This is a genomic window from Streptomyces sp. NBC_00448, from assembly GCF_036014115.1.
In the GTDB taxonomy this organism is placed as follows: domain Bacteria; phylum Actinomycetota; class Actinomycetes; order Streptomycetales; family Streptomycetaceae; genus Actinacidiphila.
The window spans coordinates 4,792,541-4,814,962 of record NZ_CP107913.1 but is presented as its reverse complement, the minus strand read 5'-3'; the positions used below and the strand labels follow the sequence as shown (position 1 = coordinate 4,814,962).

Annotated in this window: 20 protein-coding genes and 1 riboswitch; of the genes, 12 read left to right on the top strand and 8 right to left on the bottom strand. The window is 73.5% G+C overall.

Annotated features, from left to right (window positions below):
* Window positions 1–904: 904 nt before the first annotated feature.
* A complete protein-coding gene (locus tag OG370_RS20440; protein ID WP_328466331.1) occupies window positions 905–2,155 on the bottom strand; it encodes a glycosyltransferase in 1,251 nt (416 codons plus the stop codon).
* Between the two features lie 443 nt (window positions 2,156–2,598).
* Between OG370_RS20440 and OG370_RS20435 the strand changes: the two genes are divergently transcribed.
* The 9 genes from OG370_RS20435 to OG370_RS20395 all read left to right on the top strand — a co-directional run bounded on the left by OG370_RS20435 (window position 2,599) and on the right by OG370_RS20395 (window position 9,510).
* A complete protein-coding gene (locus tag OG370_RS20435; protein WP_328466329.1) occupies window positions 2,599–3,009 on the top strand; it encodes a rodlin in 411 nt (136 codons plus the stop codon).
* Window positions 3,010–3,378: 369 nt separating this feature from the next.
* Entirely contained in the window at window positions 3,379–3,621 is a 243-nt protein-coding gene (locus OG370_RS20430; protein ID WP_328466327.1) for a chaplin, read from the top strand.
* A gap of 137 nt (window positions 3,622–3,758) precedes the next feature.
* Window positions 3,759–4,238, top strand: a complete 480-nt coding sequence (locus OG370_RS20425) for a chaplin (protein ID WP_328466325.1) — start codon at window positions 3,759–3,761, stop codon at window positions 4,236–4,238.
* Between the two features lie 354 nt (window positions 4,239–4,592).
* Window positions 4,593–4,811, top strand: coding sequence for a hypothetical protein (locus OG370_RS20420; protein ID WP_328466323.1), 219 nt, complete (start codon window positions 4,593–4,595; stop codon window positions 4,809–4,811).
* A gap of 160 nt (window positions 4,812–4,971) precedes the next feature.
* Entirely contained in the window at window positions 4,972–5,382 is a 411-nt protein-coding gene (locus tag OG370_RS20415; protein ID WP_328466321.1) for a rodlin, read from the top strand.
* Window positions 5,383–5,535: 153 nt separating this feature from the next.
* On the top strand, window positions 5,536–6,108 hold the full coding sequence (locus OG370_RS20410; protein WP_328466319.1) for a dihydrofolate reductase family protein: 573 nt from the start codon (window positions 5,536–5,538) through the stop codon (window positions 6,106–6,108).
* A gap of 178 nt (window positions 6,109–6,286) precedes the next feature.
* The gene (gene cbiE, locus OG370_RS20405) at window positions 6,287–7,516 is read left to right on the top strand and encodes a precorrin-6y C5,15-methyltransferase (decarboxylating) subunit CbiE (RefSeq protein WP_328474269.1); all 1,230 of its coding nucleotides are present in this window, start codon (window positions 6,287–6,289) and stop codon (window positions 7,514–7,516) included.
* Window positions 7,513–8,256 (top strand): precorrin-4 C(11)-methyltransferase, encoded by a 744-nt coding sequence (cobM, locus tag OG370_RS20400; protein WP_328466317.1) that lies wholly within the window; start codon window positions 7,513–7,515, stop codon window positions 8,254–8,256. The genes cbiE and cobM overlap by 4 nt, the downstream gene beginning before the upstream one ends.
* Before the next feature lie 393 nt (window positions 8,257–8,649).
* On the top strand, window positions 8,650–9,510 hold the full coding sequence (locus OG370_RS20395; RefSeq protein ID WP_328466315.1) for an alpha/beta fold hydrolase: 861 nt from the start codon (window positions 8,650–8,652) through the stop codon (window positions 9,508–9,510).
* Between the two features lie 177 nt (window positions 9,511–9,687).
* Here OG370_RS20395 and OG370_RS20390 read toward each other — a convergent pair whose 3' ends face one another.
* The 4 genes from OG370_RS20390 to OG370_RS20375 form a co-directional block, all read right to left on the bottom strand.
* Entirely contained in the window at window positions 9,688–10,035 is a 348-nt protein-coding gene (locus tag OG370_RS20390; RefSeq protein WP_328466313.1) for a hypothetical protein, read from the bottom strand.
* A gap of 152 nt (window positions 10,036–10,187) precedes the next feature.
* Window positions 10,188–10,466: a hypothetical protein gene (locus tag OG370_RS20385; RefSeq protein ID WP_328466311.1), complete on the bottom strand. Its 279-nt coding sequence runs from the start codon at window positions 10,464–10,466 to the stop codon at window positions 10,188–10,190.
* Between the two features lie 162 nt (window positions 10,467–10,628).
* On the bottom strand, window positions 10,629–10,904 hold the full coding sequence (locus tag OG370_RS20380; protein ID WP_328466309.1) for a hypothetical protein: 276 nt from the start codon (window positions 10,902–10,904) through the stop codon (window positions 10,629–10,631).
* A 299-nt stretch (window positions 10,905–11,203) separates the two neighbouring features.
* Entirely contained in the window at window positions 11,204–11,689 is a 486-nt protein-coding gene (locus tag OG370_RS20375; RefSeq protein ID WP_328466307.1) for a hypothetical protein, read from the bottom strand.
* 988 nt (window positions 11,690–12,677) lie between these two features.
* Between OG370_RS20375 and OG370_RS20370 the strand changes: the two genes are divergently transcribed.
* Window positions 12,678–13,421, top strand: a complete 744-nt coding sequence (locus tag OG370_RS20370; RefSeq protein WP_328466305.1) for a cobalt-precorrin-6A reductase — start codon at window positions 12,678–12,680, stop codon at window positions 13,419–13,421.
* Between the two features lie 27 nt (window positions 13,422–13,448).
* On the opposite strand, the gene OG370_RS20365 is transcribed toward OG370_RS20370, so the two are convergent.
* From OG370_RS20365 to cobG, 3 genes are read right to left on the bottom strand one after another with little or no spacing between them, the layout of a single operon-like run.
* Window positions 13,449–15,041 (bottom strand): precorrin-2 C(20)-methyltransferase, encoded by a 1,593-nt coding sequence (locus tag OG370_RS20365; RefSeq protein ID WP_328466304.1) that lies wholly within the window; start codon window positions 15,039–15,041, stop codon window positions 13,449–13,451.
* Window positions 15,038–15,700, bottom strand: a complete 663-nt coding sequence (locus OG370_RS20360) for a precorrin-8X methylmutase (protein ID WP_328466302.1) — start codon at window positions 15,698–15,700, stop codon at window positions 15,038–15,040. The genes OG370_RS20365 and OG370_RS20360 overlap by 4 nt, the downstream gene beginning before the upstream one ends.
* Before the next feature lie 20 nt (window positions 15,701–15,720).
* A complete protein-coding gene (gene cobG, locus OG370_RS20355; protein ID WP_328466300.1) occupies window positions 15,721–17,199 on the bottom strand; it encodes a precorrin-3B synthase in 1,479 nt (492 codons plus the stop codon).
* Window positions 17,200–17,293: 94 nt separating this feature from the next.
* Window positions 17,294–17,401: riboswitch (cobalamin riboswitch) on the top strand.
* Between the two features lie 176 nt (window positions 17,402–17,577).
* Here cobG and cobN point away from each other — a divergent pair.
* On the top strand, window positions 17,578–21,342 hold the full coding sequence (cobN, locus tag OG370_RS20350; RefSeq protein ID WP_328466298.1) for a cobaltochelatase subunit CobN: 3,765 nt from the start codon (window positions 17,578–17,580) through the stop codon (window positions 21,340–21,342).
* 77 nt (window positions 21,343–21,419) lie between these two features.
* Window positions 21,420–22,364, top strand: a complete 945-nt coding sequence (locus OG370_RS20345) for a D-2-hydroxyacid dehydrogenase family protein (protein ID WP_328474267.1) — start codon at window positions 21,420–21,422, stop codon at window positions 22,362–22,364.
* Window positions 22,365–22,422 lie beyond the last annotated feature (58 nt).

The following is a 22,422-nucleotide window of genomic DNA, read 5'->3' as shown; positions in this document are numbered from 1 at the left end:
CGGGCGCGGGTGCGGTGCAGGCGATGGACGAGGGCGCGCAGGGCGACGGCCGCGCAGCCGGTCAGAGCGGTGGCGTCGAGGAGTTCGGGCCAGCTCAGCGCGCCGTGCGGCTCGGTCGCGGCGGTCGCGGCGGCGGCCAGGCCCCAGCCGAGCACCGTGCCCAGCGCGATGGCGGGCACCTCGTCCAGCGCGGTGGGTGTGAGCCCCGGCCGGTAGAGGCCGGCTCTTCGGTGGGCGGCCAGCAGCACGCACAGCAGCACGGCGGGCAGCACGGGCGCGCCGAAGGGCCCGACCGCGCAGAGCCCGACCAGCCCGGCGAGGCAGTCCGCCGCGGCGAGCGCGCCACCCGGCGACAGCAGCCGTTCGGCGCTCGACGGCCTTTCCGGCGAGGCGGGTTCGGCCACGCGTCCGGGGGCGGCGGGGTGCCGGCCGGGGGCCGCGTCGGGCCCGGGCCACGTGCCGGCGGCGGGCCGGATCTGCGGCTGGGGGACGACCACCCGCAGGTCGGTGTCGGCGGTACGGTCGGCTCCCGCGGTCTGCCACCTGCCCGGGTCCGTCGCCGTCTGACCCGTCTGACCCGTCTGACCCGGCTGGGCTGCCTGAGCTGCCTTGGCGATCCGGCCGGTTCGGGCCGTCCGGATCGCCGTGCGGCCGTTCCCGGACCCGGCCTGCCCGGGTCCGGCCGGTGCGGTGGAAGGGGCGAAGTCGCCGAAGGGGGCGCCGGGTCCGGCCGGGGCACCATAACCCCCGCGGTATCCCGCGTCGCCGTATGCCGTATCGCCGTACGCCGTGTCGCCGTACGCCGCGTCGCCGTACGGTGGCAGGCCGGTCTCGGGCCAGGGGGGCGGGGCGGCGGCCTCGGGGGTGGCGGAGTGGTCCGGGGTCGAGGGGCGGTTCACGCGGTTCACCGGGCGGGCACCTCGACCTCGCGGTCCGGGTGGGTGGCCGGGGAGGTCGCGCCGGGCCGCGCCGGGTGCGGTACGAGGGCCGTGTAGAGCGCGCCGACGGCCGCCGAGGACACGCGTGCGTCGTGGTGCGCGCGGACGTGGGCGAGGGCCCGCAGGCCGGCGGCGGTACGGGTCGCCGGGTCGGTGAGCAGCCGCAGCAACGCGGCAGCGAGCGCCGCCGGTTCGCCCGGCGGCACGACGCACAGCTCGGTGTCGGCGGCCGGCACGCTCTCCCGGGCGCCGTCGACGTCGGTGGCCACCACCGGCCGCGCGCACGCCATCGCCTCCAGCGGCGCCAGCGCCATCCCCTCCCACCGGGAGGGCTGCACCACGACGTCGGCGGCCTGGTACCAGGGCAGCGGGTCGGCCGCGTTCCCGGCGAACAGCACACCCGGCGGCGCGTCGCCCACCAGCCGCTGCCGGTCCGGGCCGTCGCCGACCAGCACCAGCCGGGCGGCGGGCAGCCGCGCGGTCACCACGGGCCACGCCCGCAGCAGGACGTCCTGTCCCTTCTGCGGGCACAACCGCCCGACGCAGACCGCCACGGGCGCGTCGGCGCCGAGGTCCGCGAGCGCGGGCAGCGCCTCCCGCGCGGAGGCCGGCCGCAGCGGCGGCCGGAAGTGCTCGGTGTCGATGCCGTTGGGCACCACCGCCCACGCGGCGCGCACCCCGTGCCGGACCCCTGAGTCGCGCTCGGCGCCGCTGACGCACAGCACGCGGTGCGTCCAGCGGGTGGCGGCGCGTTCCCAGCGCAGCACCGCCCAGGCGGTCGGGCCGGACACCGCGTCATAGGACCAGGCGTGCGGCTGGAAGACGGTGGGGACACGGCCCCGGGCCGCCAGCCGGCCGGCCAGCCCCGCCTTGGAGCTGTGCAGGTGCAGCAGGTCGGGGCCGACCGCGCGGATCACCCGGGCGAGGGACCGTACCTCGGTGGGCAGCGAGCGGCCGGGCGCACGGCGGGCGGGCCAGGCCACCACCTCGGCGCCACCGTCGGCGGCGGCCGGTCCGAGGCCGCCGCCGGGCGGGCAGGCCACCACGACCCGTGCGCCCCGCGCGGCCTGCGCGCGCACCAGGTCGGCGACGACACGGGCCACCCCGCCGTCCACCGGCTGCGCGACGTGCAGCACCGTCAGCCCCTCGAGCCGGGCTTCCCCGGCCGCTGCGGTCCCCGTCGTCAACGGGGCCTGGTCGTCATGGTCTTGCGGCATCGCGCGCCGTTCCCTCTCTCCGGGACCCGGGGAAGTCCGAAGTCCGGTCGGTACCACGGCCCGGCGATCGGCTCCGGCGGATCGCCCGGAGCGCTGGACCAACCTTGATCAACGGGCCGCGTGCACTCAACGAATGCGGTGCCTGTCAGGTAATCGCTCTGAATTCTCACAGCACGGTCGCAGACGACCCCGGGTAACTCGCGCAGGACGCGCGGCGCCGCCGGCAGTCGCTCTGAGCTGGCCGTTTCTTATGACCATCGGATTTCACCCACGCGACGGGGTGTCAGCATCGGAGATCGGCAATCACCCTTGTGAGGGAATGCGTCCCGCACGGTGACCGGGGCGATCCGTTCGGGTGAAGGTTCATTACCAACCGGCTGTCGCGCTGTTGATCAGACTGGCCCTGGTACCGGGGCCACCCTCTCTTCCCAGAAGGACCTATCGTGATCAAGAAGATCCTCGCCACGGCCGCCGTCGCGGCCTCGCTCGCGGGTGTCTCCGCGACGGTCGCCCCCGGCGCGATGGCCATCGGCGACGACCACGGCACCACCACCGCCAACGGCAACGGCTCCGAGCAGAACTACGGCAACACCTACACCAGCGGTGTGATGAGCCCGTCGTTCGCGCTGATCCAGGGTTCGCTCAACAAGCCCTGCATCGCCCTGCCGGCCAAGGCGAACCTCGGCTCGCTCATCGGTGTCGTGCCGGTCAGCGTCCAGGACCTCAACGTGCTGACGTCGCCGCAGAACCAGCAGTGCACCGAGAACTCCACCCAGTCGCAGGGTGACGAACCGCTCTCGCACATCCTGGACGGCCTGCCGATCCTGTCCGGCAACGGCGCGGCCAACCACTGATCGGCGCGCTTACGCCGCCGACCTGATCGCGACCCGCTTACGACCGGTTCATGACCGGCTCGCTCCGGCCTTGTTCGGTCGTGTACGGCCCCGGCCCCCGATGTCTCCGTCGGGCGGACCGGGGCCGTCGCCGTGGGGAAAAGCGAACGGCCCGGGCGGAATGGGGGCGGCGCGGGTTTCCGGGATTTCGGTGAGTTACACCGCCCATTCGGGTGGATAGTGTGCCCCGGTGGCGATCGGGGAGTTTCCTCGACACCAGGGCGGTCGTTGGTCCGGTCGGCAGCGGTGTGCTCGGGCGTGGAATTGCCCGGCGGGCCGTCACGAAAGCCGTGGCGGTGCACGACGCCGTTTCCGGAAAAGGAGTCCACCGTGAAGTACTCGAAGGTCGCAGCGGTCGCCGCCGGCACCCTGATGGCAGCCGGTGCCGCCGTCCCCGCGTTCGCCAGCTCCGGTGCCGGCGCCGTCGCCGCCGGCTCGCCGGGCGTGCTGTCGGGCAACGTCGTCCAGGTCCCGGTGCACGTGCCGGTCAACCTGTGCGGCAACACCGTCAACGTGATCGCGCTGCTGAACCCCTCGTTCGGCAACACGTGCGTCAACGCCGACAGCCACTGACGTCTGCCTGACGGGTCGTGACAGCGCCCTGATCAGGTACCGCCCCGGAGTGCAGCACGGATGACCGCTCCGGGGCGTCTGTCGGGGCCGCGGAAGAGCCGCGCGCCTCTTGAGTAGCAATGCGGAAAGAAGAGTCGATGCGACAGATCCTGAGCCGGAGCCTGCTCACCGTTGCTGCCGCGGGCAGTGTCCTGGCCGTGACGGGAGGTGCTGCCCACGCCGATGCGGGCGGCGACAGCACCGCGGCCGGTTCGCCCGGCATCCTGTCGGGCAACTCGGTGGACATCCCGGTGCACGCGCCCATCAACGCGTGCGGCAACACCGTGGACGCGGCCGGGCTGCTGAACCCGGCGTTCGGCAACTCCTGCCGCAACGACGCGTCCCCTGCGCCCACCACCCCCTCGCCCCAGGCGCCGCCGCGCACCGAGAAGGTCCCCCCCGTGTCCCCGGCCAAGCCTGTCGTGGTGCACCAGCGGCTGGCGGAGACCGGGCTGGACAACCGCGAGCTCGGCATCGCGGGAGCGGCCGGAGCCGCTTTGCTCATGGGTGGAGCGCTGCTGTACCGACGCTCCCACGCGGCCTCGAAGGCGGCGCGCGCCACGGCCCTGACGCGCTGAAACCGTTCCGGCGGCGTATCGAGGAATGTGCCCCGGAAAGGTGATTGATAGCAGGACTGCGCCGTTGTTCTGCACGTACGGGTGATTGTCGGCCGATGCAGTGTGATTTCCGTTGCCTGCGGATCGGCGTGGTCGTTGTACACGGCGCCGGACTTCGGCGTCCGACGGTGTCCCGCGGCACTCGCCCTCCCCAGGGCCGGGGCCGCTGGCTCTCGGCTTAGGAAAGGGTGACAAGTGAAGTACTCAAAGGTTGCGGCGGCAGTGGCCGGATCGGTGATGGCGGCCGGAATGGCCGCACCCGCCTTTGCCGAGGGCGCCAACGGCGCCCCCGTCTCTGTGGGCAACATGTCGACGATGCCCACGAGCATCAACGGCGGTGTCGACCAGGCGCTGAACGAGCAGCCGCTGCAGAAGATCGCCGACGCGACGCCCGTCGGCTCCGCCCTGCAGACGGCGCAGAACGGCACCGACATCGCGGGTTCCGCGCTGTCCGGGCTGGCCAAAGCCACCGGAGGGCTGCCCGCCGGTTCGCTGCTCGGCGGGCTGCCGACGAACGGCCTGCCGCTCGGCTGACGCCGCTCACCTGCTGCCTTCCCGACTTTTCCGTCCTTTCCGCTCGCCCGACTTATCCCCCGTCGGAGTGAAAGGCCGGAACCAAACCTCGTTGAGGCAGTTGATCAGATTGCTCCAGACCTTCCAGAACAGTGCACCAAGCACCTAAAAAAGGACAAAAATGATCAAGAAGATGCTTGCCGGTGCTGCTCTCGCCGCGTCCGTCGTCGCCGTCGGTGCCACCGCCGCCCCGCAGGCCATGGCCATCGGCAACGATGAGGGCACCACCACGGTGAACGGCAACGGCGCCGAGCAGGCGTACGGCAACACCCAGACCGGCGGCACCCAGAGCCCGCAGATCGGCCTGGTCCAGGGCACCCTGAACAAGCCCTGCCTCGGCGTGCCGGTGAAGGCCAACGTCGGCTCGCTGATCGGCCTCATCCCGGTCACCGTCCAGGACGTCAACGTGCTGACCTCGCCGCAGAACCAGCAGTGCACCGAGAACTCCACCCAGGCGCAGGGCGACGAGCCGCTCTCGCACGTGCTCAGCAACATCCCGGTGCTCTCCGGCAACGGTGTGGCCAACCACTGAGCCACCCCCGGCCGCTCCCCGGCCATCGGCCGGTGACGCTCGCCCCGCGAGCCGAACCGGCCTGCTCCACCCCGCACGGGCCGCCGGCCTTCCCCCCTCGCCGGCGGCCCGTCGGCATGCCCCGCTGTCAGTGCCCGCCGCTACGGTGAGGCGATGCCCAGGACGACGTACTTCACCGCGACGAGCATCGACGGCAGGATCGTGGACGAGGCCGGCTCGCTCGACTGGCTCTTCACGGCCGACCACGGCGGGGAGGGCGGGGCCCGTTTCCCCGTGTTCTTCGAGACCGTGGGCGCCTTCGCCCTCGGCGCCACCACCTACGAGTGGATGCTGGAGCACGAGGAGATGCTGCGGCGGCCCGAGAAGTGGCGCAGCTGGTACGGCGACACGCCGTGCTGGGTGTTCACCCACCGGGAGCTGCCGGCCGTGCCCGGCATCGACATCACCTTCGTGCGCGGCGACGTCCGGCCGGTCCACGACGCGATGGCCGCGGCCGCCGGCGACCGTACGATCTGGCTGGTCGGCGGCGGCGAGCTGGCGGGGCAGTTCGCCGACGCGGGAGTGCTGGACGAGCTGGTGCTCGGCGTCGCACCGGTCATCCTGACCGGCGGCGCCCCGCTGCTGCCGCGTCGGCTGGAGTCGGACCGGCTCACCCTGACCGCGGTCGAGCAGTTCGGCCAGTTCGCCTACCTCACCTACGGCCTCGGGCCGCAGCCGAGGGCGTAGCCGCAGGCAGGACCGCGTGGGGCATCGCGGGCGGAAGCGCAGGTGCTCCTGGCGGCGGACCGTGGGGCCGCGGGCCCGGTGCACCCGGCGGGCCGGGGTCCGCGGCAGGTCGGTAAGGTCCTGCTGACCTGCCGCTTCCCCGACCCGAGGTGTCCGCGTGAGCTCCGCCCCCACCCCGGTGACCGTCGTCGGCATCGGCGCCGACGGCTGGGACGGGCTGCCCGAGGCGTCCCGTGCCGCGCTGCGCGCCGCGCACACGCTGATCGGCGGCCCGCGCCAACTCGACCTGCTGCCACCGGAGTGCGCCGGGCAGCGGGTGCCGTGGCCCTCGCCGCTGCGGCCCGCCGTGCCCGCGCTGCTCGCCGCGCACGCCGGCCGCGCGATCGCCGTGCTGGCCAGCGGCGACCCGTTCTTCCACGGCATCGGCCGGGCCCTGGCGGAGGTGCTCGGCGCGGACGCGCTGCGGGTGCTGCCGCACCCCTCGTCGGTCTCCTACGCCTGCGCCCGGCTCGGCTGGCCGGTCGAGGACACCGCGGTGGTCACGCTCGTCGGCCGCCCGGCGGCGGCCCTGGCCGCGGCCTTGCACCACGGCCGCCGGCTGATCGTGCTCAGCGCGGGCGCCGCCACCCCCGGCGAGGTCGCCGCGCTGCTGCGCGACCGCGGCTTCGGGCCCAGCCGGCTGCGGGTGCTGGAGCAACTGGGCGGCGCCCGCGAGCGCGTCGCGGCCGACGGCACCGCCGACGGCTGGGCGCACGCACCCGGCGACCCGCTCAACGTCGTCGCCGTCGAGTGCCGCCGCGCCCCGGACGCGCGGCGGCTCGGCGCGGTGCCCGGGCTGCCGGACGAGAGCTACGACCACGACGGGCAGCTCACCAAGCGCCATGTCCGCGCCGTCACGCTGGCCGCGCTCGCCCCCGCGCCCGGCGAACTGCTCTGGGACGTCGGCGGCGGCTCCGGCTCGATCGCGATCGAGTGGATGCGTACGCACCCCTCCTGCCGCGCGGTCGGTGTCGAGCGCGATCCGGTACGGGCCGCCCGGATCACCGCCAACGCCGCACGGCTCGGGGTGCCCGCGCTGCGGGTCGTCACCGGCGCAGCGCCCGCCGCACTGGCCGAACTCCCGTCTCCCGACGCGGTCTTCGTCGGCGGCGGCCTCACCGCGCCCGGCCTCCTCGACGCCTGCTGGGACGCGCTCCCCGCGGGGGGCCGGCTCGTGGCCAACACCGTCACCCTGGAGTCCGAGGCGCTGCTCGCCGCCCACTACCGCCGCCGCGGCGGCGACCTCGTACGGCTCTCCGTCGCCCACGCCGCACCCGTCGGCGCCTTCACCGGCTGGCGTCAGGCGATGCCGGTCACCCAGTGGTCGGTGGTCAAGCCGGCCGATCCAGCAGAAGCGGAAGACGAATGACCGTCTACTTCATCGGCGCCGGGCCCGGCGCCGCCGACCTCATCACGGTGCGCGGTGCGCGGCTGCTCGCCTCGTGCCGGGTCTGCCTGTACGCCGGGAGCCTGGTGCCGCGCGAGCTGCTCGCCGACTGCCCCGCAGGGGCCGAACTCGTCGACACCGCGCGGATGGATCTCGACGGGATCACCGAGGCGCTGGTGCGGGCGCACCGCGACGGCCACGACGTGGCGCGGCTGCACTCCGGGGACCCGTCGGTGTTCAGCGCGGTGGCCGAGCAGATGCGCCGGCTCGACGCGGCCGGGGTGCCGTACGAAGTGGTGCCCGGGGTGCCCGCGTTCGCCGCGGCCGCTGCCGCGCTCAAGCGGGAGTTGACGGTGCCGGCGGTCGGGCAGACGGTGATCCTCACGAGGGTGGCGCAGCGGGCCACGCCCATGCCGCCCGGCGAGGACCTGCCGACCCTCGCCCGCAGCGGCGCCCTGCTCGTCCTGCACCTCGCAGCCGGCTACGTCGACCGTGTCGTCGCCGAGTTGACGCCGCACTACGGTGCTCAATGCCCGGCCGCGGTCGTGGCATTCGCCAGCCGCCCCGACGAGGTGGTGCTGCGCGGCACCCTCGGCGGCATCGCGGAACAGGTCCGCGACGCGGAAATCCGCCGGACCGCCGTCATCATCGTAGGCCGCACCCTGGCAGCCGAGTCCTTCCTCGACAGCCACCTCTACTCCACGGCCCGCGTCCGCGACTGAGCGGCGGGCGAGATCGGCCGCCCCCGCGGCGAAGCAGATTGCCGCGGCGGCCGGTTCGGCGCGACGGGCGCGGGGGAATTGCCGATGGTGATCGGCGGCGATCCCGAGTTGCCCCACCTCGTAAAAAGCTCCCGATTGCCGACCGTCCGGGAAATGGCCGAGTACAGGACGGGCAAAAGTCCGGATCGCATGGGCGGGTTCCGACACGCCCACCGTGGGTGAGATTGGGCTCTCCATGCTTCAAAGGGTGGATCATGGTGTTCAGTTCCCCATTCTTCGCGCGCGCTCGGAGACATTATGCGCTCTGACATCAGCACGTCACAGGACACATCTGTGCCGGTTCCCCGCCCTGACTCCGGGGCACCTGCCCAAGCGCAGTCGGAGGAAAGGACGTTGGTCTTCGAGGGATTTGCGTATCACTGCCGCATTGTTCGTCAGGACAACCCCCGGACGGAACCGCTGGTGCTGCTGGGCGGTTCGGCGCAGAACCGCTTCGCGTGGCTGCGGCACCAGAAGTGGCTGGCCGAATGCAGTACGATCATCACCGTGGACCTGCCCGGTTACGGCAGTGCGGATTTCCTCCCCGCCAGCTACGGGATGGATTTCCTTGCCGACTGCGTGCACCACATGATGCAGGAACTGGCCATTCACCGGGCCAATGTCATCGGCAGCTGTTTCGGCGGGGCCATCGCTCTGCGATACGCCCAGCACTACTCCGACCGCTTGGTGAAGTTGGGCTTGGTCGGGATGACCACGGCCATCCCGGCGCACTACTCCTCCGCTGTCCCGCGGTGGGCGCGCATGCTCGAACTCGGCGACCGGGCGCAGATCGCCTCCGAGCTGGTCGAGCAGTTCATGTCTCCTCCCGGAACCGGTGTGGTCTACAAGCACCAGGCGGTCTCGCGATTGCTCTACGGGCAGTTCATGGCGCAGTCCGAGGATGACATCAACAAGTCGGTGGAGCACAACGCACGGTTGATGACCCACGACTGGTACCGGGACGAGCCGGTTCCCGCCGTGCCGATCCTGGTGTGCACCGGTGAGTACGACACACTCTGCACACCGGAGATGGGCCGTGAAGTCGCTGCAGCCCTTCCGCGGGCCGCTTTCACCACCATCAAATACGCCGACCATCTGGCCCCGGTCGAGCGGATCTCGGAGTTCTCCGACCTGATCACCAGGTTCTGCACCGACCAGCAACTCACCGGTCTTTCGTACACCAACCCGATCGAGTGGCTGGGCAGGACCGCGTGACCGTGTTCGACCTGCGGTCTGAGGCGCACGCGAAGCGCAGCACGCGCTGAGGCGGGGTGCACGACAGATGGCCGGGCCCGGGGACGATCCGGGTCCGGCCATCTGTCGACGGGGACGCAGTGGACGGGTTTCGGCCCGCCGCGCCTCATCCGTGGGGGCGGCGGGTGCCCGCCTTGGCTAGCGTGAGATGTCGGGTGCTTTGTATCCCTTGGGTGCCGGCGCATGGTTGGAGCAGTCGACGACCGCCCCGATCTGCGTCGTCCCCGGCTGCCCCACCGCGACTTGCGGTGTCTGGGGCTCCTGACGCGACACGTTGGTGCAGTCCTGCTGCTGCTGCAGGTGATAGGTGCCGTCTTTGCTGGTGTACGTGTTCTCGGATTTGGTGACGCAGGTGTCGTTCCCCTGAGCGTCACGCGTGCAGTTGGTGGACGGCCCCGCGGCAACGGCATGGCCGATACCCACGCAAGCCAACGAGAGGCCACCCACGAGCACCGAGAGGGCCGCGCTCTTCGTGTGTTTGAACATGTGCCGTGTTCCTTCGCGGTCGGTGTCACACTCGGACCAGCACCGGTGTCCGGTCTCAACTGATCTCCGTGAGGATGGGCCCCGGCGCCCGAGGGGCCAGGGTTCGGCCGTGGATTCCGGGACCCATCTGGTACCTACTGGGCTGGATTGGCTCAGAAGGCGCTGTTGCTGCAGCCCATGCTCGAGCCGAGCTGGGTGCTCTGGGCGCCCGGGTTGCCTTCGCCGCCCAGGGCGTTGCCCAGCACGCCGTTGAGGATGCCGACCTCGCCGAGGACGTCGAGGTTCAGGTCGTGCGACTTGCACGAGGTGCTCTGCTGCACGTCGAACTTGTTCCCGCCGGGGTTGTCGGACGCGGCGGCGGAGCCGATGCCGACGAGGCCGAAGGTACCGAGCATGGCGGCCACGGCGACCGCCTTGTAGATCTTGTGCATGTCATGCTCCAGGTTTTGGGTCAGGCACGGTTGACGATGCGCGGTGCGATGGCCCTGTCAGGGGCCCCGACGCGCACCGGTACTTCTGACGGGACGCATGAAAGCGGCGGGCCGTGATGGTGGGGCCCGCCGCGTCCATGGGTTCAGCTACTCCGGCAGCGCTCAGAAAGCGCTGTTGTTGCAGCCCATGGTCGAGCCGAGGCTGGTGGCCTGGGCGCCCGGGTTGCCCTCGCCGTTCAGCGCGTTGCCCAGCAGGCCGTTGAGGACGCCGACCTCGCCGAGGACGTCGAGGTTCAGGTCGTGCGACTTGCACGAGGTGCTCTGCGACACCTGGTACTCGCTGCCACCGTGGTCGCCGGCAAAGGCGGCACCGGCGCCGGCGAAGCCGATGGTGCCGAGCACGGCGGCCACGACGGCTGCCTTCTGGATCATGCGCATGTCTGTTTCCTTCGTGTGGTTGATCGGATACTCTCCGTGATCGACTCACGGTGTGATGAAGATAAGCACTGGATGCCGTGAGCCGTGAGAGGCACGTGAGGTGGCCAACCGGTTCTTCGGGGGCCATTCGGTCGAAGCGGAGTGCCCAACACCGTTCGCAGTGAGGGCAGTTGGGCCTCAGTGGTCGCTTGAGTGACGCGCCGCCCGGAACAACCTGATCGGCTCAGCCCGCAGGGTGTTCGGACTCGAAGGGCCGTCCCCTGGAGAGCGCAACGGAGACGGTCCCGTGGGTCTGTTCCCTACTTGTCGAAGGCGTTGTTCACCTGGGTGCAGGTGTCGCCCTGGGTCTTGGAGTCGCCCAGGAGGGCGATCGGGATGTTCGCCTGGAGCACCGTCTGCGGGCTGCACTCCTGGTACGGACGGAAGAGGTTGTTCTGCTCCTGCGGCGCCTCCTGGGGGGCGGCCTGCGGGGCTCCGAGGGGCAGGGCCTGCGGGAGCGTGACGGTCGGCGACAGCTGGGGGGCGACCTGGGGAGAGACCTGCGTCCCTTGCGGGGCCGGCGCGCTCTGGGGGGCCTGCTGACCCTGGGGGGCCTGCTGCATGCCCTGGGGAGCCTGCTGACCCTGCGCCTCTTGCGGGGCCTGCTGCATGCCGCCCTGGGGGGCCTGCTGGGCCTGCGTCTCCTGCGGGGTTTGCTGACCCTGCGTCCCTTGGGGAGGCAGTTGGCCCTGCGTGTCGGCGAAACTGACGCCCGCGCCAATGGCGGAAAGGCTGCCGACTGCCATGGCGACGACTGCCAGTTGCTGGAGTTTGCGCATATCCCTGATCCTTCAATTGACGCACGGGGTCGATTACCTACCGTGACTGAGTGAAGGCTAGCAGTAGCCATCGATTCGGTCGGCCAGCCCGATCAACCGGGCGGTCCTCGTCCACAACTGGGCGGCGCGGGTGGGAGAGCCGGGCGGCAAGTCCACGCCTGCGCCGAATCCGACGGCGCGCATCTGCGGGGCCGGTGCCGGGAGCGATGTGCCAGGTTCAGCAGCCCGGTGACGCATCGGCGGCACTGGTTGACCCGATCGCGATTCCACCGCCGACGACGCGCCCCGCTTACGGGGTATTTCGCTTCTCTGCGCTTCACTCGTTCGTGTCATACGGCACGGGCGGATCGTCGCCGGGTGCCCTTTGTCGGTGTCAGGAGTGCGAATTCCGGTACCGGACCTGGGGGTTCGCGCGGCGAGACGTTCGGCAACGGAACGGCGTTCGCCCGCAACCCCGTTGACCTGCGGCGCGCCGTCCGGCGGCCGTAGCAGGGAGGGTGGGGAGCTGTGGCGGCAGGCCGGTTCTGGACGGTTCTGGACGGTCGTTCGGCTGAGATCGATGTTGTCGTCACCAAGGTCGACCAGTTCCGTCGACATGGTGGGCATGGGCGTTATGCGCTTTCCCGGGCCGGGGTGGTGATCGACCGGCTCGACGGCAAATCGGAGGGCGCCTTCCTGCCCGGCTTTGGAAGCTCAGTAGGAGCTTCGGGGAGATTTCCGGAGATTCTCCGGCCGGCGGCCTGCCATCTTCACCAGCCGCGCGTTCGACTCGGCGACCGGCTGGAACGAGCGGAATGGCGTGAGCAGTTACCGGAATTCCCGCCCGTGCGCGGTCGGCACCGGGAGCACCTGCCGGCGGGTGGGCCGTCGACCGTCAGGGTGGGGTGGGCCGGGGGAAATGTTTCACGTGGAACGTACGATGCGGGGTCGAGGGGCTGGTGGGAAGGGGTGCGGTGTGCGGCATGTGCTGGTTCTCGGGGGGACCGCTGAGGCGAGGGAACTCGCGGGGGTGCTGGTCGCGATGGGCACCGTGCGGGTGACGTCGTCGCTGGCCGGCCGGGTGGCGGCCCCCCGCCTACCGCAGGGGACCGTGAGGATCGGCGGGTTCGGCGGGACCGAGGGGATGACGCGGTGGCTGCGCGACCATTCCGTGGACGCGCTGGTCGACGCCACGCACCCGTTCGCCGAGACGATCAGCGCGCACGCGGCGGAGGCCGCCGCACGCACCGGGGTGCCGCTGCTGGCGCTGCGCCGACCCGGGTGGACACCGGGCCCCGGAGACCGCTGGCATCCGGCGGCCTCCCTCGCGCAGGCCGCCGAGATGCTGCCCGGCATCGCCTCCAGGGTGTTCCTGACCACCGGACGCACCGGGCTCGCCGCGTTCGCCGGGCTGGACGACCTGTGGTTCCTGGTGCGGTCGGTGGACCCGCCGGAAGGGGTGGTGCCGCGCCGGATGGAGGTGCTGCTGGACCGGGGGCCGTACACGGTGGAGGGGGAGCGGGCGGTGCTGCGGGAACACCGGATCGGGGTGGTGGTGACGAAGGACAGCGGGGGTGCGGCCACGGCCGCGAAGCTGGTGGCCGCGCGGGAGGCGGGGTTGCCGGTGGTGGTGGTGCGCCGGCCGCGGGGGGTGGTGGGGGTGGAGGTCGCGGAGGACGTGGAGCGGGCGGCGCGGTGGGTGCGGGAGCGGATGGGCTGAGCGCACGGCGGCGGGAGGTGGGTGCGGTCAGCTCCGGGGGTAGGTGCGCGGTGTCCAGACCACCTGCTCGCCGTCGCCGCGCACCACGGTCCTGGTCTGGGTGGAGCCGACGATGAGCAGGGTGCGCATGTCGACCTCCGCGGGTTCCAGATCGGCGAGGCGGACGATCCGGACCTGCTCGCCCGGGCCGCCGACGTCACGGGCGACCACCACGGGGGTGTCGGGAGAGCGGTGCTCCAGCAGGAGTTCGCGTGCCTTGGCCACCTGCCAGGTCCGGCTCTTCGACCCCGGGTTGTACAGCGCGAGCACCAGGTCGGCGGAAGCAGCAGCGCGCAGCCGTTCGGCGATGACCTCCCACGGCTTGAGCCGGTCGGACAGGGAGACCGCCGCGTAGTCGTGGCCGAGCGGGGCACCGACCCGCGCGGCGGCGGCGTTCGCCGCGGTCACGCCGGGCAGCACCCGTATCGGCACGTCCCGGTACGGCGGTTGCGACGCGGCCTCCACCACGGCGGTGGCCATCGCGAACACCCCCGGGTCGCCGCCGGACACCACAGCCACCCGCCGCCCCCTGCGGGCGAGTTCCAGCGCGAACTGGGCGCGCTCGGCCTCCACCCGGTTGTCGCTGCCGTGCCGCAGCTGTCCGGCCCTGACCGGCACCCGGTCCAGGTAGGTGGTGTAGCCGACCAGGTCGTCCGCCGCGGCCAGCGCGCCGCGCGTCTCGGGGGTCAGCCACAGCGGCCCGGCCGGCCCGGTGCCGACGACCACGACATGCCCGACGCCTTCGGCCGCCGCCTCCTCGGCCCGCTCCTGCCGGGGCACCGCCGCGCCACCCCGGCTCGGCAGCACCGCCATCGCGAAGTACGGCACCGACTCCGGGTCCACCTCGGCCAGTTCCGCGATCCGCTCGCCCGCCATCGTGGCCCGCTCGACGTAGCGCGCCTCCGCCAGCCGCCCCGACCGCTTCAGCGCCCGCCGCACCGCCGGGAACGTACGGCCCAGCTTCAGCACCACCGCGGTGTCCGCCGCCGCCAGCCGCGCGGCCAGCTCCTCCTCCGGCAGCGTGCCGGGCAGCACCGTCAGCGACTCCTCGCCCTCCACCAGCGGCGCCCCCAGCCGCGCGGCCGCGCCCGCCATCGACGTCACCCCGGGCACGACCTCCGTCGGGTACCGCCCGGCCAGCCGCTTGTGCATGTGCATGTACGACCCGAAGAAGAGCGGGTCGCCCTCCGCCAGCACCGCGACGCTGCGCCCCGCGTCCAGGTGCGCCGCCAGCCGCGCCGCCGCCTGCTCGTAGAACTCCTCCATCGCGCCCTGGTAGCCGCCGGGATGGTCGGTCGTCTCCGTCGTCACCGGGTAGACCAGCTGCTCCTCGATCTGCCCGTCGCGCAGGTGCGCCGCCGCTATCCCCCGGGCGATCGACCGGCCGTGCCGCGCGCTGTGGTACGCCACGACGTCGGCCGCCGCGATCACCTCCACGGCCCGCAGGGTCATCAACTTCGGGTCGCCGGGCCCGAGACCGACCCCGTACAGCCGCCCCACGCCCGAACCGGCACCGCTGCCGGAAGCGTGCGGGCCCTCGGGGGCGGTGGCGTCGTGCTCCGCGGAAAGGCGGCTGCTCATTCTTCCTCGCTCGCGATCGCGTTGAGTGCGGCTGCCGCGATGGCGCTGCCGCCGCGCCTGCCGTGGACGACCAGGTGGTCGAGGGCCGACGGGTGGGTGGTCAGGGCCTGCTTGGACTCGGCGGCACCGACGAAGCCGACCGGGACGCCGATGACGGCGGCCGGCCGCGGGGCGCCGTCGGCGACGAGTTCGAGCAGCCGGAACAGCGCGGTGGGCGCGTTGCCGATGGCGACGACGGCGCCGTCGAGCCGGTCGCGCCACAGCTCCAGCGCCGCCGCGGTGCGGGTGGTGCCGAGTTCGGCGGCGAGCGCGGGCACCGACGGGTCGCCGAGCGTGCAGATCACCTCGTTGTCCGCGGGCAGCCGCTTGCGGGTCACCCCGCTGGCGACCATCGCCGCGTCGCACAGCACGGGCGCCCCCGCCCGCAGCGCCGCCCGGGCCCGGGCCACCACGCCGGGGCTGTACGCGAGGTCGGCCACCAGGTCGACCATCCCGCAGGCGTGGATCATCCGCACCGCGACCTGGCTGACGTCCGCGGGCAGCCCGCCGAGGTCCGCCTCGGCGCGGATCGTGGCGAAGGAGCGGCGGTAGATGGCCGCGCCGTCCTTCTCGTACTCGTACGCGTACGGGTTCGCGGAGCCCGGGGGGACCGGGGGCACAGGAGGCACGGTGGTCTCGCTCATTCGATCGGCGCGCCGCGGCGCGCGGCCGCCACGGTGGCGGCGAGGTCGGAGGGTCGGGGGTGGGCGCTGCGTGGCGGGGCGCCGGTACGGAACAGGTCCACACGGTAGCCGCCGGAGGTGGCGACGACGTCGACGCGGTCGCCGGTGCGGGGGCGGCCGCAGCCGCGGGAGCAGCCGGACCAGTGGACGGGGAGGGGGCGGGCGGGGGTGGGGCCGTCCCCGGGTTCTCCGCTCCCGGAGGTGGGGCGGACGGGCTCGCCGTCCCCGGGAGCGGGGTGGACGAAGGCCGCCGCGTCCGCGCGTACGTCGGCGAGGGACTTCGCGCATCCGGGCCGCCCGGCGCACGCGCTCACGCCGACCCACGGCGAGGCGGTGTCCGTCACCAGTCCGGCCGCCGCGAGGGTGGCCAGCTCCTCCTGGACGCGGTCGGCGGGCACCCCGGGGACGACGGCGCCGCGCCACGGGGTGAGCCGCAGGTGCGCGGCCGGGGTGCGGGCGGCAAGCGCGGTCAGGGCACGCCACTGGGTGGTGGTGAGGCGGCCGAGGGGAGCGAGGACGGAGAGGGCGAGGGGGCCGCCGGGGGTGTCCGGGTGCGGGATCGGGCCGAGCGCGGGGGAGGCGGTGGGTGGGGTGGGTGCGGCTTTCCCCCGGGTGGCGTCGGGGGAGGCGGAGGGCGGGGCCGGCTCGGTGGCCAGAGGCTCGGGAAGGCGGTCGGCGAGGGCGGCGGTGAGGGCCCCGCCGCGGTCGGGCAGGTCGGCCACCCGCCACGCGGTGGGCTCGCCGCCGTCGGGCGCGGCCGACGTGACGAACGCCTCCGCGGCGAGCAGCGCGGCCCGGGGCGCGTCGGCGGCGGGAAGGCGGAGGGCCGGGTTGCGGCCGACCCGCAGCAGCGCGGTCCCGTCCGGTGCCGCGCGCAGCGTCACGTCGGGCGCCAGGGCCGCGACGTCGCCGCGCCCGTCGTCGAGGGCGAAGAGGAACCGCCCGGACAGCGCCGCGGCCGTCTCGCTGCCGCACAGCAGCCCGTCGAGCGCCCGCAGCCACTCCCCGACGTCCAGGTGCCCCCGCCCGTCGAGGCCGGACAGCGGCGAGGCCACGATGTTCCGTATCCGCTCGTGTGCCGCCGACGGCAGCAGCCCGGCCGCGCCGAGCAGTTGGGCCATGTCCGCCCCGCAGGCCGCGCCCAGGCCGCGCAGTTGGACGTTGCCGCGCGAAGTGAGATGGACATCACCGTCGCCGAACCGCCGCGCCGCCTCGCCCAACCGCTCCGCCTGCGCCGCGGTGAGCACTCCGCCGGGGATGCGGACACGGGCCAGCGCGCCGTCGTCCGCCGGGTGCAGCCGCAGCGCCCCCGGGCAGGCGTCCGCCCGGTTCCGCGGCTGTCCGGCGCCCTCGCGCACCTGCGCGTTTCCGTCCGCCGGACATGCCTCGGCGGCCGGCCGGGGCGGCCGGCGGGGCTGGTCGGGGGCGGTGGACATGGCGGCGAGCATACCGACCGTGCCACAAATCGGATGAACTGCTGAACGGCTACGGCGCTTACTATGCTCCCCGTGCGGACCTTCCGGTTCGCCATCGCCGCAGACGGCGACAGGGGAGGAAGCCCGGTGCGAATCCGGCGCGGTCCCGCCACTGTGAACTTGACCACCGGGTGCCTCCGGCGGTCGAGCGAGCCAGGAACTCCCGCCGTCCGACACTGCCCGGGGCGCGGACACCCCGAGGAAGGGTTTGCCGTGACCGTTACGGGTCCTCCCGAGTTGCCCCGTTCTGCCGGTTCCAGGACCACCTCTCCGGCGAGCGAGGGGCCGCCCCTTGCCGACGCGTCTTCGTCCGCCGGTGCGCCTGGGCTGAGCGCGCAGTTGCCCGCGGCCCTCAGCGACCCGCGGGGTCAGGGGCACCGCGAAAGCGTTCTGCTGCTGAGCACTTCCGACACGGATCTGCTGAGCGCGCGGGCGGCGGGCGGGCCGGCGCCGTATCGCTTCGCGAACCCGACCCGCCTCGCCCTGGAAGACCTGCCGGGGCTGCTGGAGGGCGCCGGCCTGGTCGTCGTACGCCTGCTCGGCGGCCTGCGGGCGTGGCAGGAGGGGCTGGACGCGCTGCTGGCCACCGGCCTCCCCGTGGTCGTACTGAGCGGTGAACAGGCCCCGGACGCCCAGCTGATGGCGGCCTCCACGGTGCCGGTGGGCCTCGCCGCCGAGGCGCACGCGTACCTCGCGCACGGCGGGCCCGCCAACCTGGAGCAGCTCGCCCGCTTCCTGTCCGACACGGTGCTGCTCACCGGCCACGGCTTCGACCCGCCCGCGCCCGCGCCGTCCTGGGGCCCGCTGGAGCGCACGGCCGCCGAGACGTCCGCGCAGGCCCCCGCCGTCGCCGTGCTCTACTACCGCGCCCACCACATGAGCGGGAACACCGGCTTCGTCGCGGCCCTGTGCGACGCGATCGAGGCGGGCGGCGGCCGCGCGCTGCCGTACTTCGTCGCCTCCCTGCGCACCCCCGAGCCCGAACTCGTCGCCGAACTGGCCGCCGCCGACGTGATCGTCACCACCGTGCTCGCGGCCGGCGGCACCCGGCCCGCCGAGGCGTCCGCGGGCGGCGACGACGACGCGTGGGACGCGGGCGCGCTCACCGGCCTGGACGTGCCGGTGCTCCAGGCGCTCTGCCTGACCGGCTCGCGCGCCGCCTGGCTGGCGAGCGACGAGGGCGTCTCGCCGCTGGACGCGGCCACCCAGATCGCGGTGCCGGAGTTCGACGGGCGGCTGATCACCGTCCCGTTCTCGTTCAAGGAGGTCGACGCCGACGGCCTGCCCGCGTACGTCGCCGACCCCGAACGCGCCGCCCGGGTGGCCGGTATCGCCGTACGGCACGCCCGGCTGCGCCACATACCCGCCGCCGACAAGCGCCTCGCCCTGGTGCTCTCCGCCTACCCGACCAAGCACTCCCGCATCGGCAACGCGGTCGGCCTCGACACCCCCGCCAGCGCGATGGTCCTGCTGCGCCGGCTGCGCGAGGAGGGCTACGACTTCGGCCCCGACCCGGTCCCGGGCCTGGACACCGGCCTGGACACCGGGCCGGCACCGGCGAACGCCCCCGACCGCACCCCCGGCGACCCTCACCCTGGCGACGACCTGGAACGTACGCCCGACCCCGCTCCCCACTCCGGCGACGCCCTCATCCGCGCCCTCATCGACGCCGGCGGCCACGACCAGGACTGGCTCACCGAGGAGCAACTGGCCAGCAACCCGGTACGGGTCCCCGCCGCCGACTACCGCCGCTGGTACGCCACCTTGCCGCAGGAGTTGCGCGCCGCGGTGGAGCGGCACTGGGGCCCGCCGCCCGGCGAGCTCTTCGTGGACCGCAGCCGCAACCCCGAGGGCGACATCGTGCTCGCCGCGCTCCGGCACGGGAACCTGCTGATCCTCATCCAGCCGCCGCGCGGCTTCGGCGAGAACCCGATCGCGATCTACCACGACCCCGACCTGCCGCCCTCGCACCACTACCTGGCGGCGTACCACTGGATCTCCGCCCCGGCCGCGGACGGCGGGTTCGGCGCCGACGCGATGATCCACCTCGGCAAGCACGGCAACCTGGAGTGGCTGCCCGGCAAGAACGCCGGGCTCTCCGCCGCCTGCGGCCCGGACGCGGTGCTCGGCGACCTGCCGCTGATCTACCCGTTCCTGGTCAACGACCCGGGCGAGGGCACCCAGGCCAAGCGCCGCGCGCACGCCACCCTCATCGACCACCTCGTGCCGCCGATGGCCCGCGCCGACTCCTACGGCGACATCGCCCGCCTCGAACAGCTGATGGACGAGCACGCCCAGATCGCCGCGATGGACCCGGCGAAGCTGCCCGCCATCCGCGCCCAGATCTGGACCCTGATCCAGGCCGCCCGCCTCGACCACGACCTCGGCCTGGACGACCGCCCCGACGACGAGGGCTTCGACGACTTCCTGCTGCACGTCGACGGCTGGCTGTGCGAGATCAAGGACGCCCAGATCCGCGACGGCCTGCACGTCCTCGGCCAGGCCCCGGCCGGCACCGACCGGGTCAACCTGGTGCTGGCGATCCTGCGGGCCCGGCAGATCTGGGGCGGCACCGCGGCCCTGCCCGGGCTGCGCGAGGCCCTCGGCCTGGACGAGTCCGCCGCCACCCGCACCGCCGCCGACGCCGTCGAGGAGCGCGCCCGCGCCCTGGTCCAGGCGATGGAGGACGCCGGCTGGGACCCGGCCGCCGTGCCCGCGGCCACCGCCGGGTACGGCGAACAGGCCGCCGCCGTCATGGAGTTCGCCGCTCGCGAGGTGGCGCCCCGGCTCGCCGCGACCACCGACGAACTCGACCGCACCGTGCATGCCCTGGCGGGCGGCTTCGTACCCGCCGGGCCGTCCGGCTCGCCGCTGCGCGGCCTGGTCAACGTGCTGCCCACCGGCCGCAACTTCTACTCCGTGGACCCCAAGGCGGTGCCCTCCCGGCTCGCCTGGGAGACCGGACAGGCCCTCGCCGACTCCCTGCTGACCCGCTACCGCACCGACAACGGCGACTGGCCCGCCTCCGTCGGGCTGTCCCTGTGGGGCACCTCCGCGATGCGCACCGCGGGCGACGACATCGCCGAGGCGCTCGCCCTGCTCGGCATCCGCCCGGTGTGGGACGACGCCTCCCGCCGCGTCACCGGCCTGGAGCCCGTGCCGCTGGACGAGCTCGGCCGCCCCCGGATCGACGTCACCCTGCGCATCTCGGGCTTCTTCCGGGACGCCTTCCCGCACACCGTCGCCCTCCTGGACGACGCGGTCCGGCTGGCCGCCTCCCTCGACGAGCCCGACGACCGCAACCACGTCCGCGCCCACACCCGCGCCGACCTCGCCGAACACGGCGACGAGCGCCGCGCCACCACCCGCATCTTCGGCTCCCGGCCGGGCACGTACGGCGCCGGGCTGCTCCAGCTCATCGACTCCCGAGACTGGCGCACCGACGCCGACCTCGCCGAGGTCTACACCGTGTGGGGCGGGTACGCCTACGGCCGGGGCCTGGACGGCCGGGCGGCCCGCGGCGAGATGGAGACCGCCTACCGCCGGATCGCCGTCGCCGCGAAGAACACCGACACCCGCGAGCACGACATCGCCGACTCCGACGACTACTTCCAGTACCACGGCGGCATGGTCGCCGCGGTCCGGGCGCTGCGCGGCACCGCCCCCGAGGCGTACATCGGCGACTCCACCCGCCCCGAGACCGTCCGCACCCGCACCCTGGTCGAGGAGACCTCCCGGGTCTTCCGCGCCCGCGTGGTCAACCCGCGCTGGATCGAGGCGATGCGCCGGCACGGCTACAAGGGCGCCTTCGAACTCGCCGCCACCGTCGACTACCTGTTCGGCTACGACGCGACCACCGGCGTCGTCGCCGACTGGATGTACGACAAGATCACCGAGGCGTACGTCCTCGACCCCGCCAACCGCGCCTTCCTCCAGGACGCCAACCCCTGGGCCCTGCACGGCATCGCCGAACGCCTGCTGGAGGCCGAGTCCCGCGGCATGTGGGCCGAGCCCGACCCCGCGGTGCTCGCCGAACTGCGCCAGGTCTACCTGGACACCGAGGGCGACCTCGAAGGCGGCGACGCGGAGGACAGCGCGGGGTAGGCCCCAGAGAGCGCGGTCGTAGGATCGCCGCAGCCAGGAGACCCCAGGAGACCCACCCAGGAGGAGCCGCCGTGCCGATGCGTGTCGCCGTACTGGACGACTACCAGCAGGTCGCCGAGTCGCTGGCCGACTGGTCCGGGCGGCTGCCCGGGGCCGAGACGGTCTTCTTCCCCGGGCACCTCGCCGACCGTGACGAACTGGTCGCCGCCCTGGAGCCGTTCGACGTGGTGGTGGCGATGCGCGAGCGCACCGCCTTCCCGCGCGAGGTGCTGCGGCGGCTGCCCCGGCTGCGGCTGCTGGTCACCACCGGCATGCGCAACGCGGCCGTCGACGTGGCCGCGGCCGCCGAGTTCGGCGTGCTGGTCAGCGGCACCCGCACCCATCCGACCGGCACCGCCGAGCTGACCTGGGCGATGATCCTCGGCCTGGTCCGCCAGGTCGCCGCCGACGACGCCGCGATCCGGGCCGGCGGCTGGCAGCAGCGGATCGCGCCGGACCTGGCGGGCGACGTGCTGGGCGTCGTCGGCCTCGGCCGGCTGGGCGCCCAAGTGGCCGCGGTGGGAGCCGCCTTCGGGATGGACGTGGTCGCCTGGAGCCCGAACCTCACCGCGGAGCGCGCGGCCGAGAGCGGCGCCCGGCTGGTCGCGAAGGACGAGCTGTTCGCCACCGCGAAGGTCGTCACCGTGCACATGGTGCTCGCCGACGGCACCCGCGGCCTCGTCGGCGACGCCGAACTCGGCGCCATGCGCCCGGACGCGTACCTCGTCAACACCTCGCGGTTCGGGCTGATCGACGAGGACGCGCTGCGCCGGGCCCTCGCCACGGACCGCCCGGCCGGCGTCGGCCTGGACGTCTACGACACCGAGCCGCTGCCCGACGGCCACTGGCTGCGTGCGGCGCCCCGCACCCTGCTCTCCCCGCACATGGGCTACGTGACCGACACGACGTACCGGATCTTCTACACCGACGCCGTCGAGGACATCGAGGCGTGGCGGGCGGGCGCGCCCGTACGGACCCTCTGATCAGGAAGGGCTCTCGGGCCTTCGGGCCTTCGGGCCTTCGGGCCTTCCGGCCGTACGG

What these genes read in the sequence shown, in the direction of transcription:
- cobM (WP_328466317.1), top strand. Translation starts at nt 7,513, where the DNA reads ATGACCGTCTACTTCATCGGCGCCGGGCCCGGCGCCGCCGACCTCATC.
- OG370_RS20415 (WP_328466321.1), top strand. Translation starts at nt 4,972, where the DNA reads ATGATCAAGAAGATGCTTGCCGGTGCTGCTCTCGCCGCGTCCGTCGTC.
- OG370_RS20390 (WP_328466313.1), bottom strand. Translation starts at nt 10,035, where the DNA reads ATGTTCAAACACACGAAGAGCGCGGCCCTCTCGGTGCTCGTGGGTGGC.
- OG370_RS20380 (WP_328466309.1), bottom strand. Translation starts at nt 10,904, where the DNA reads ATGCGCATGATCCAGAAGGCAGCCGTCGTGGCCGCCGTGCTCGGCACC.
- OG370_RS20420 (WP_328466323.1), top strand. Translation starts at nt 4,593, where the DNA reads ATGCCCACGAGCATCAACGGCGGTGTCGACCAGGCGCTGAACGAGCAG.
- OG370_RS20375 (WP_328466307.1), bottom strand. Translation starts at nt 11,689, where the DNA reads ATGGCAGTCGGCAGCCTTTCCGCCATTGGCGCGGGCGTCAGTTTCGCC.
- cobG (WP_328466300.1), bottom strand. Translation starts at nt 17,199, where the DNA reads ATGTCCACCGCCCCCGACCAGCCCCGCCGGCCGCCCCGGCCGGCCGCC.
- OG370_RS20345 (WP_328474267.1), top strand. Translation starts at nt 21,420, where the DNA reads ATGCGTGTCGCCGTACTGGACGACTACCAGCAGGTCGCCGAGTCGCTG.
- OG370_RS20440 (WP_328466331.1), bottom strand. Translation starts at nt 2,155, where the DNA reads ATGCCGCAAGACCATGACGACCAGGCCCCGTTGACGACGGGGACCGCA.
- OG370_RS20425 (WP_328466325.1), top strand. Translation starts at nt 3,759, where the DNA reads ATGCGACAGATCCTGAGCCGGAGCCTGCTCACCGTTGCTGCCGCGGGC.
- OG370_RS20385 (WP_328466311.1), bottom strand. Translation starts at nt 10,466, where the DNA reads ATGCACAAGATCTACAAGGCGGTCGCCGTGGCCGCCATGCTCGGTACC.
- OG370_RS20365 (WP_328466304.1), bottom strand. Translation starts at nt 15,041, where the DNA reads ATGAGCAGCCGCCTTTCCGCGGAGCACGACGCCACCGCCCCCGAGGGC.
- OG370_RS20410 (WP_328466319.1), top strand. Translation starts at nt 5,536, where the DNA reads ATGCCCAGGACGACGTACTTCACCGCGACGAGCATCGACGGCAGGATC.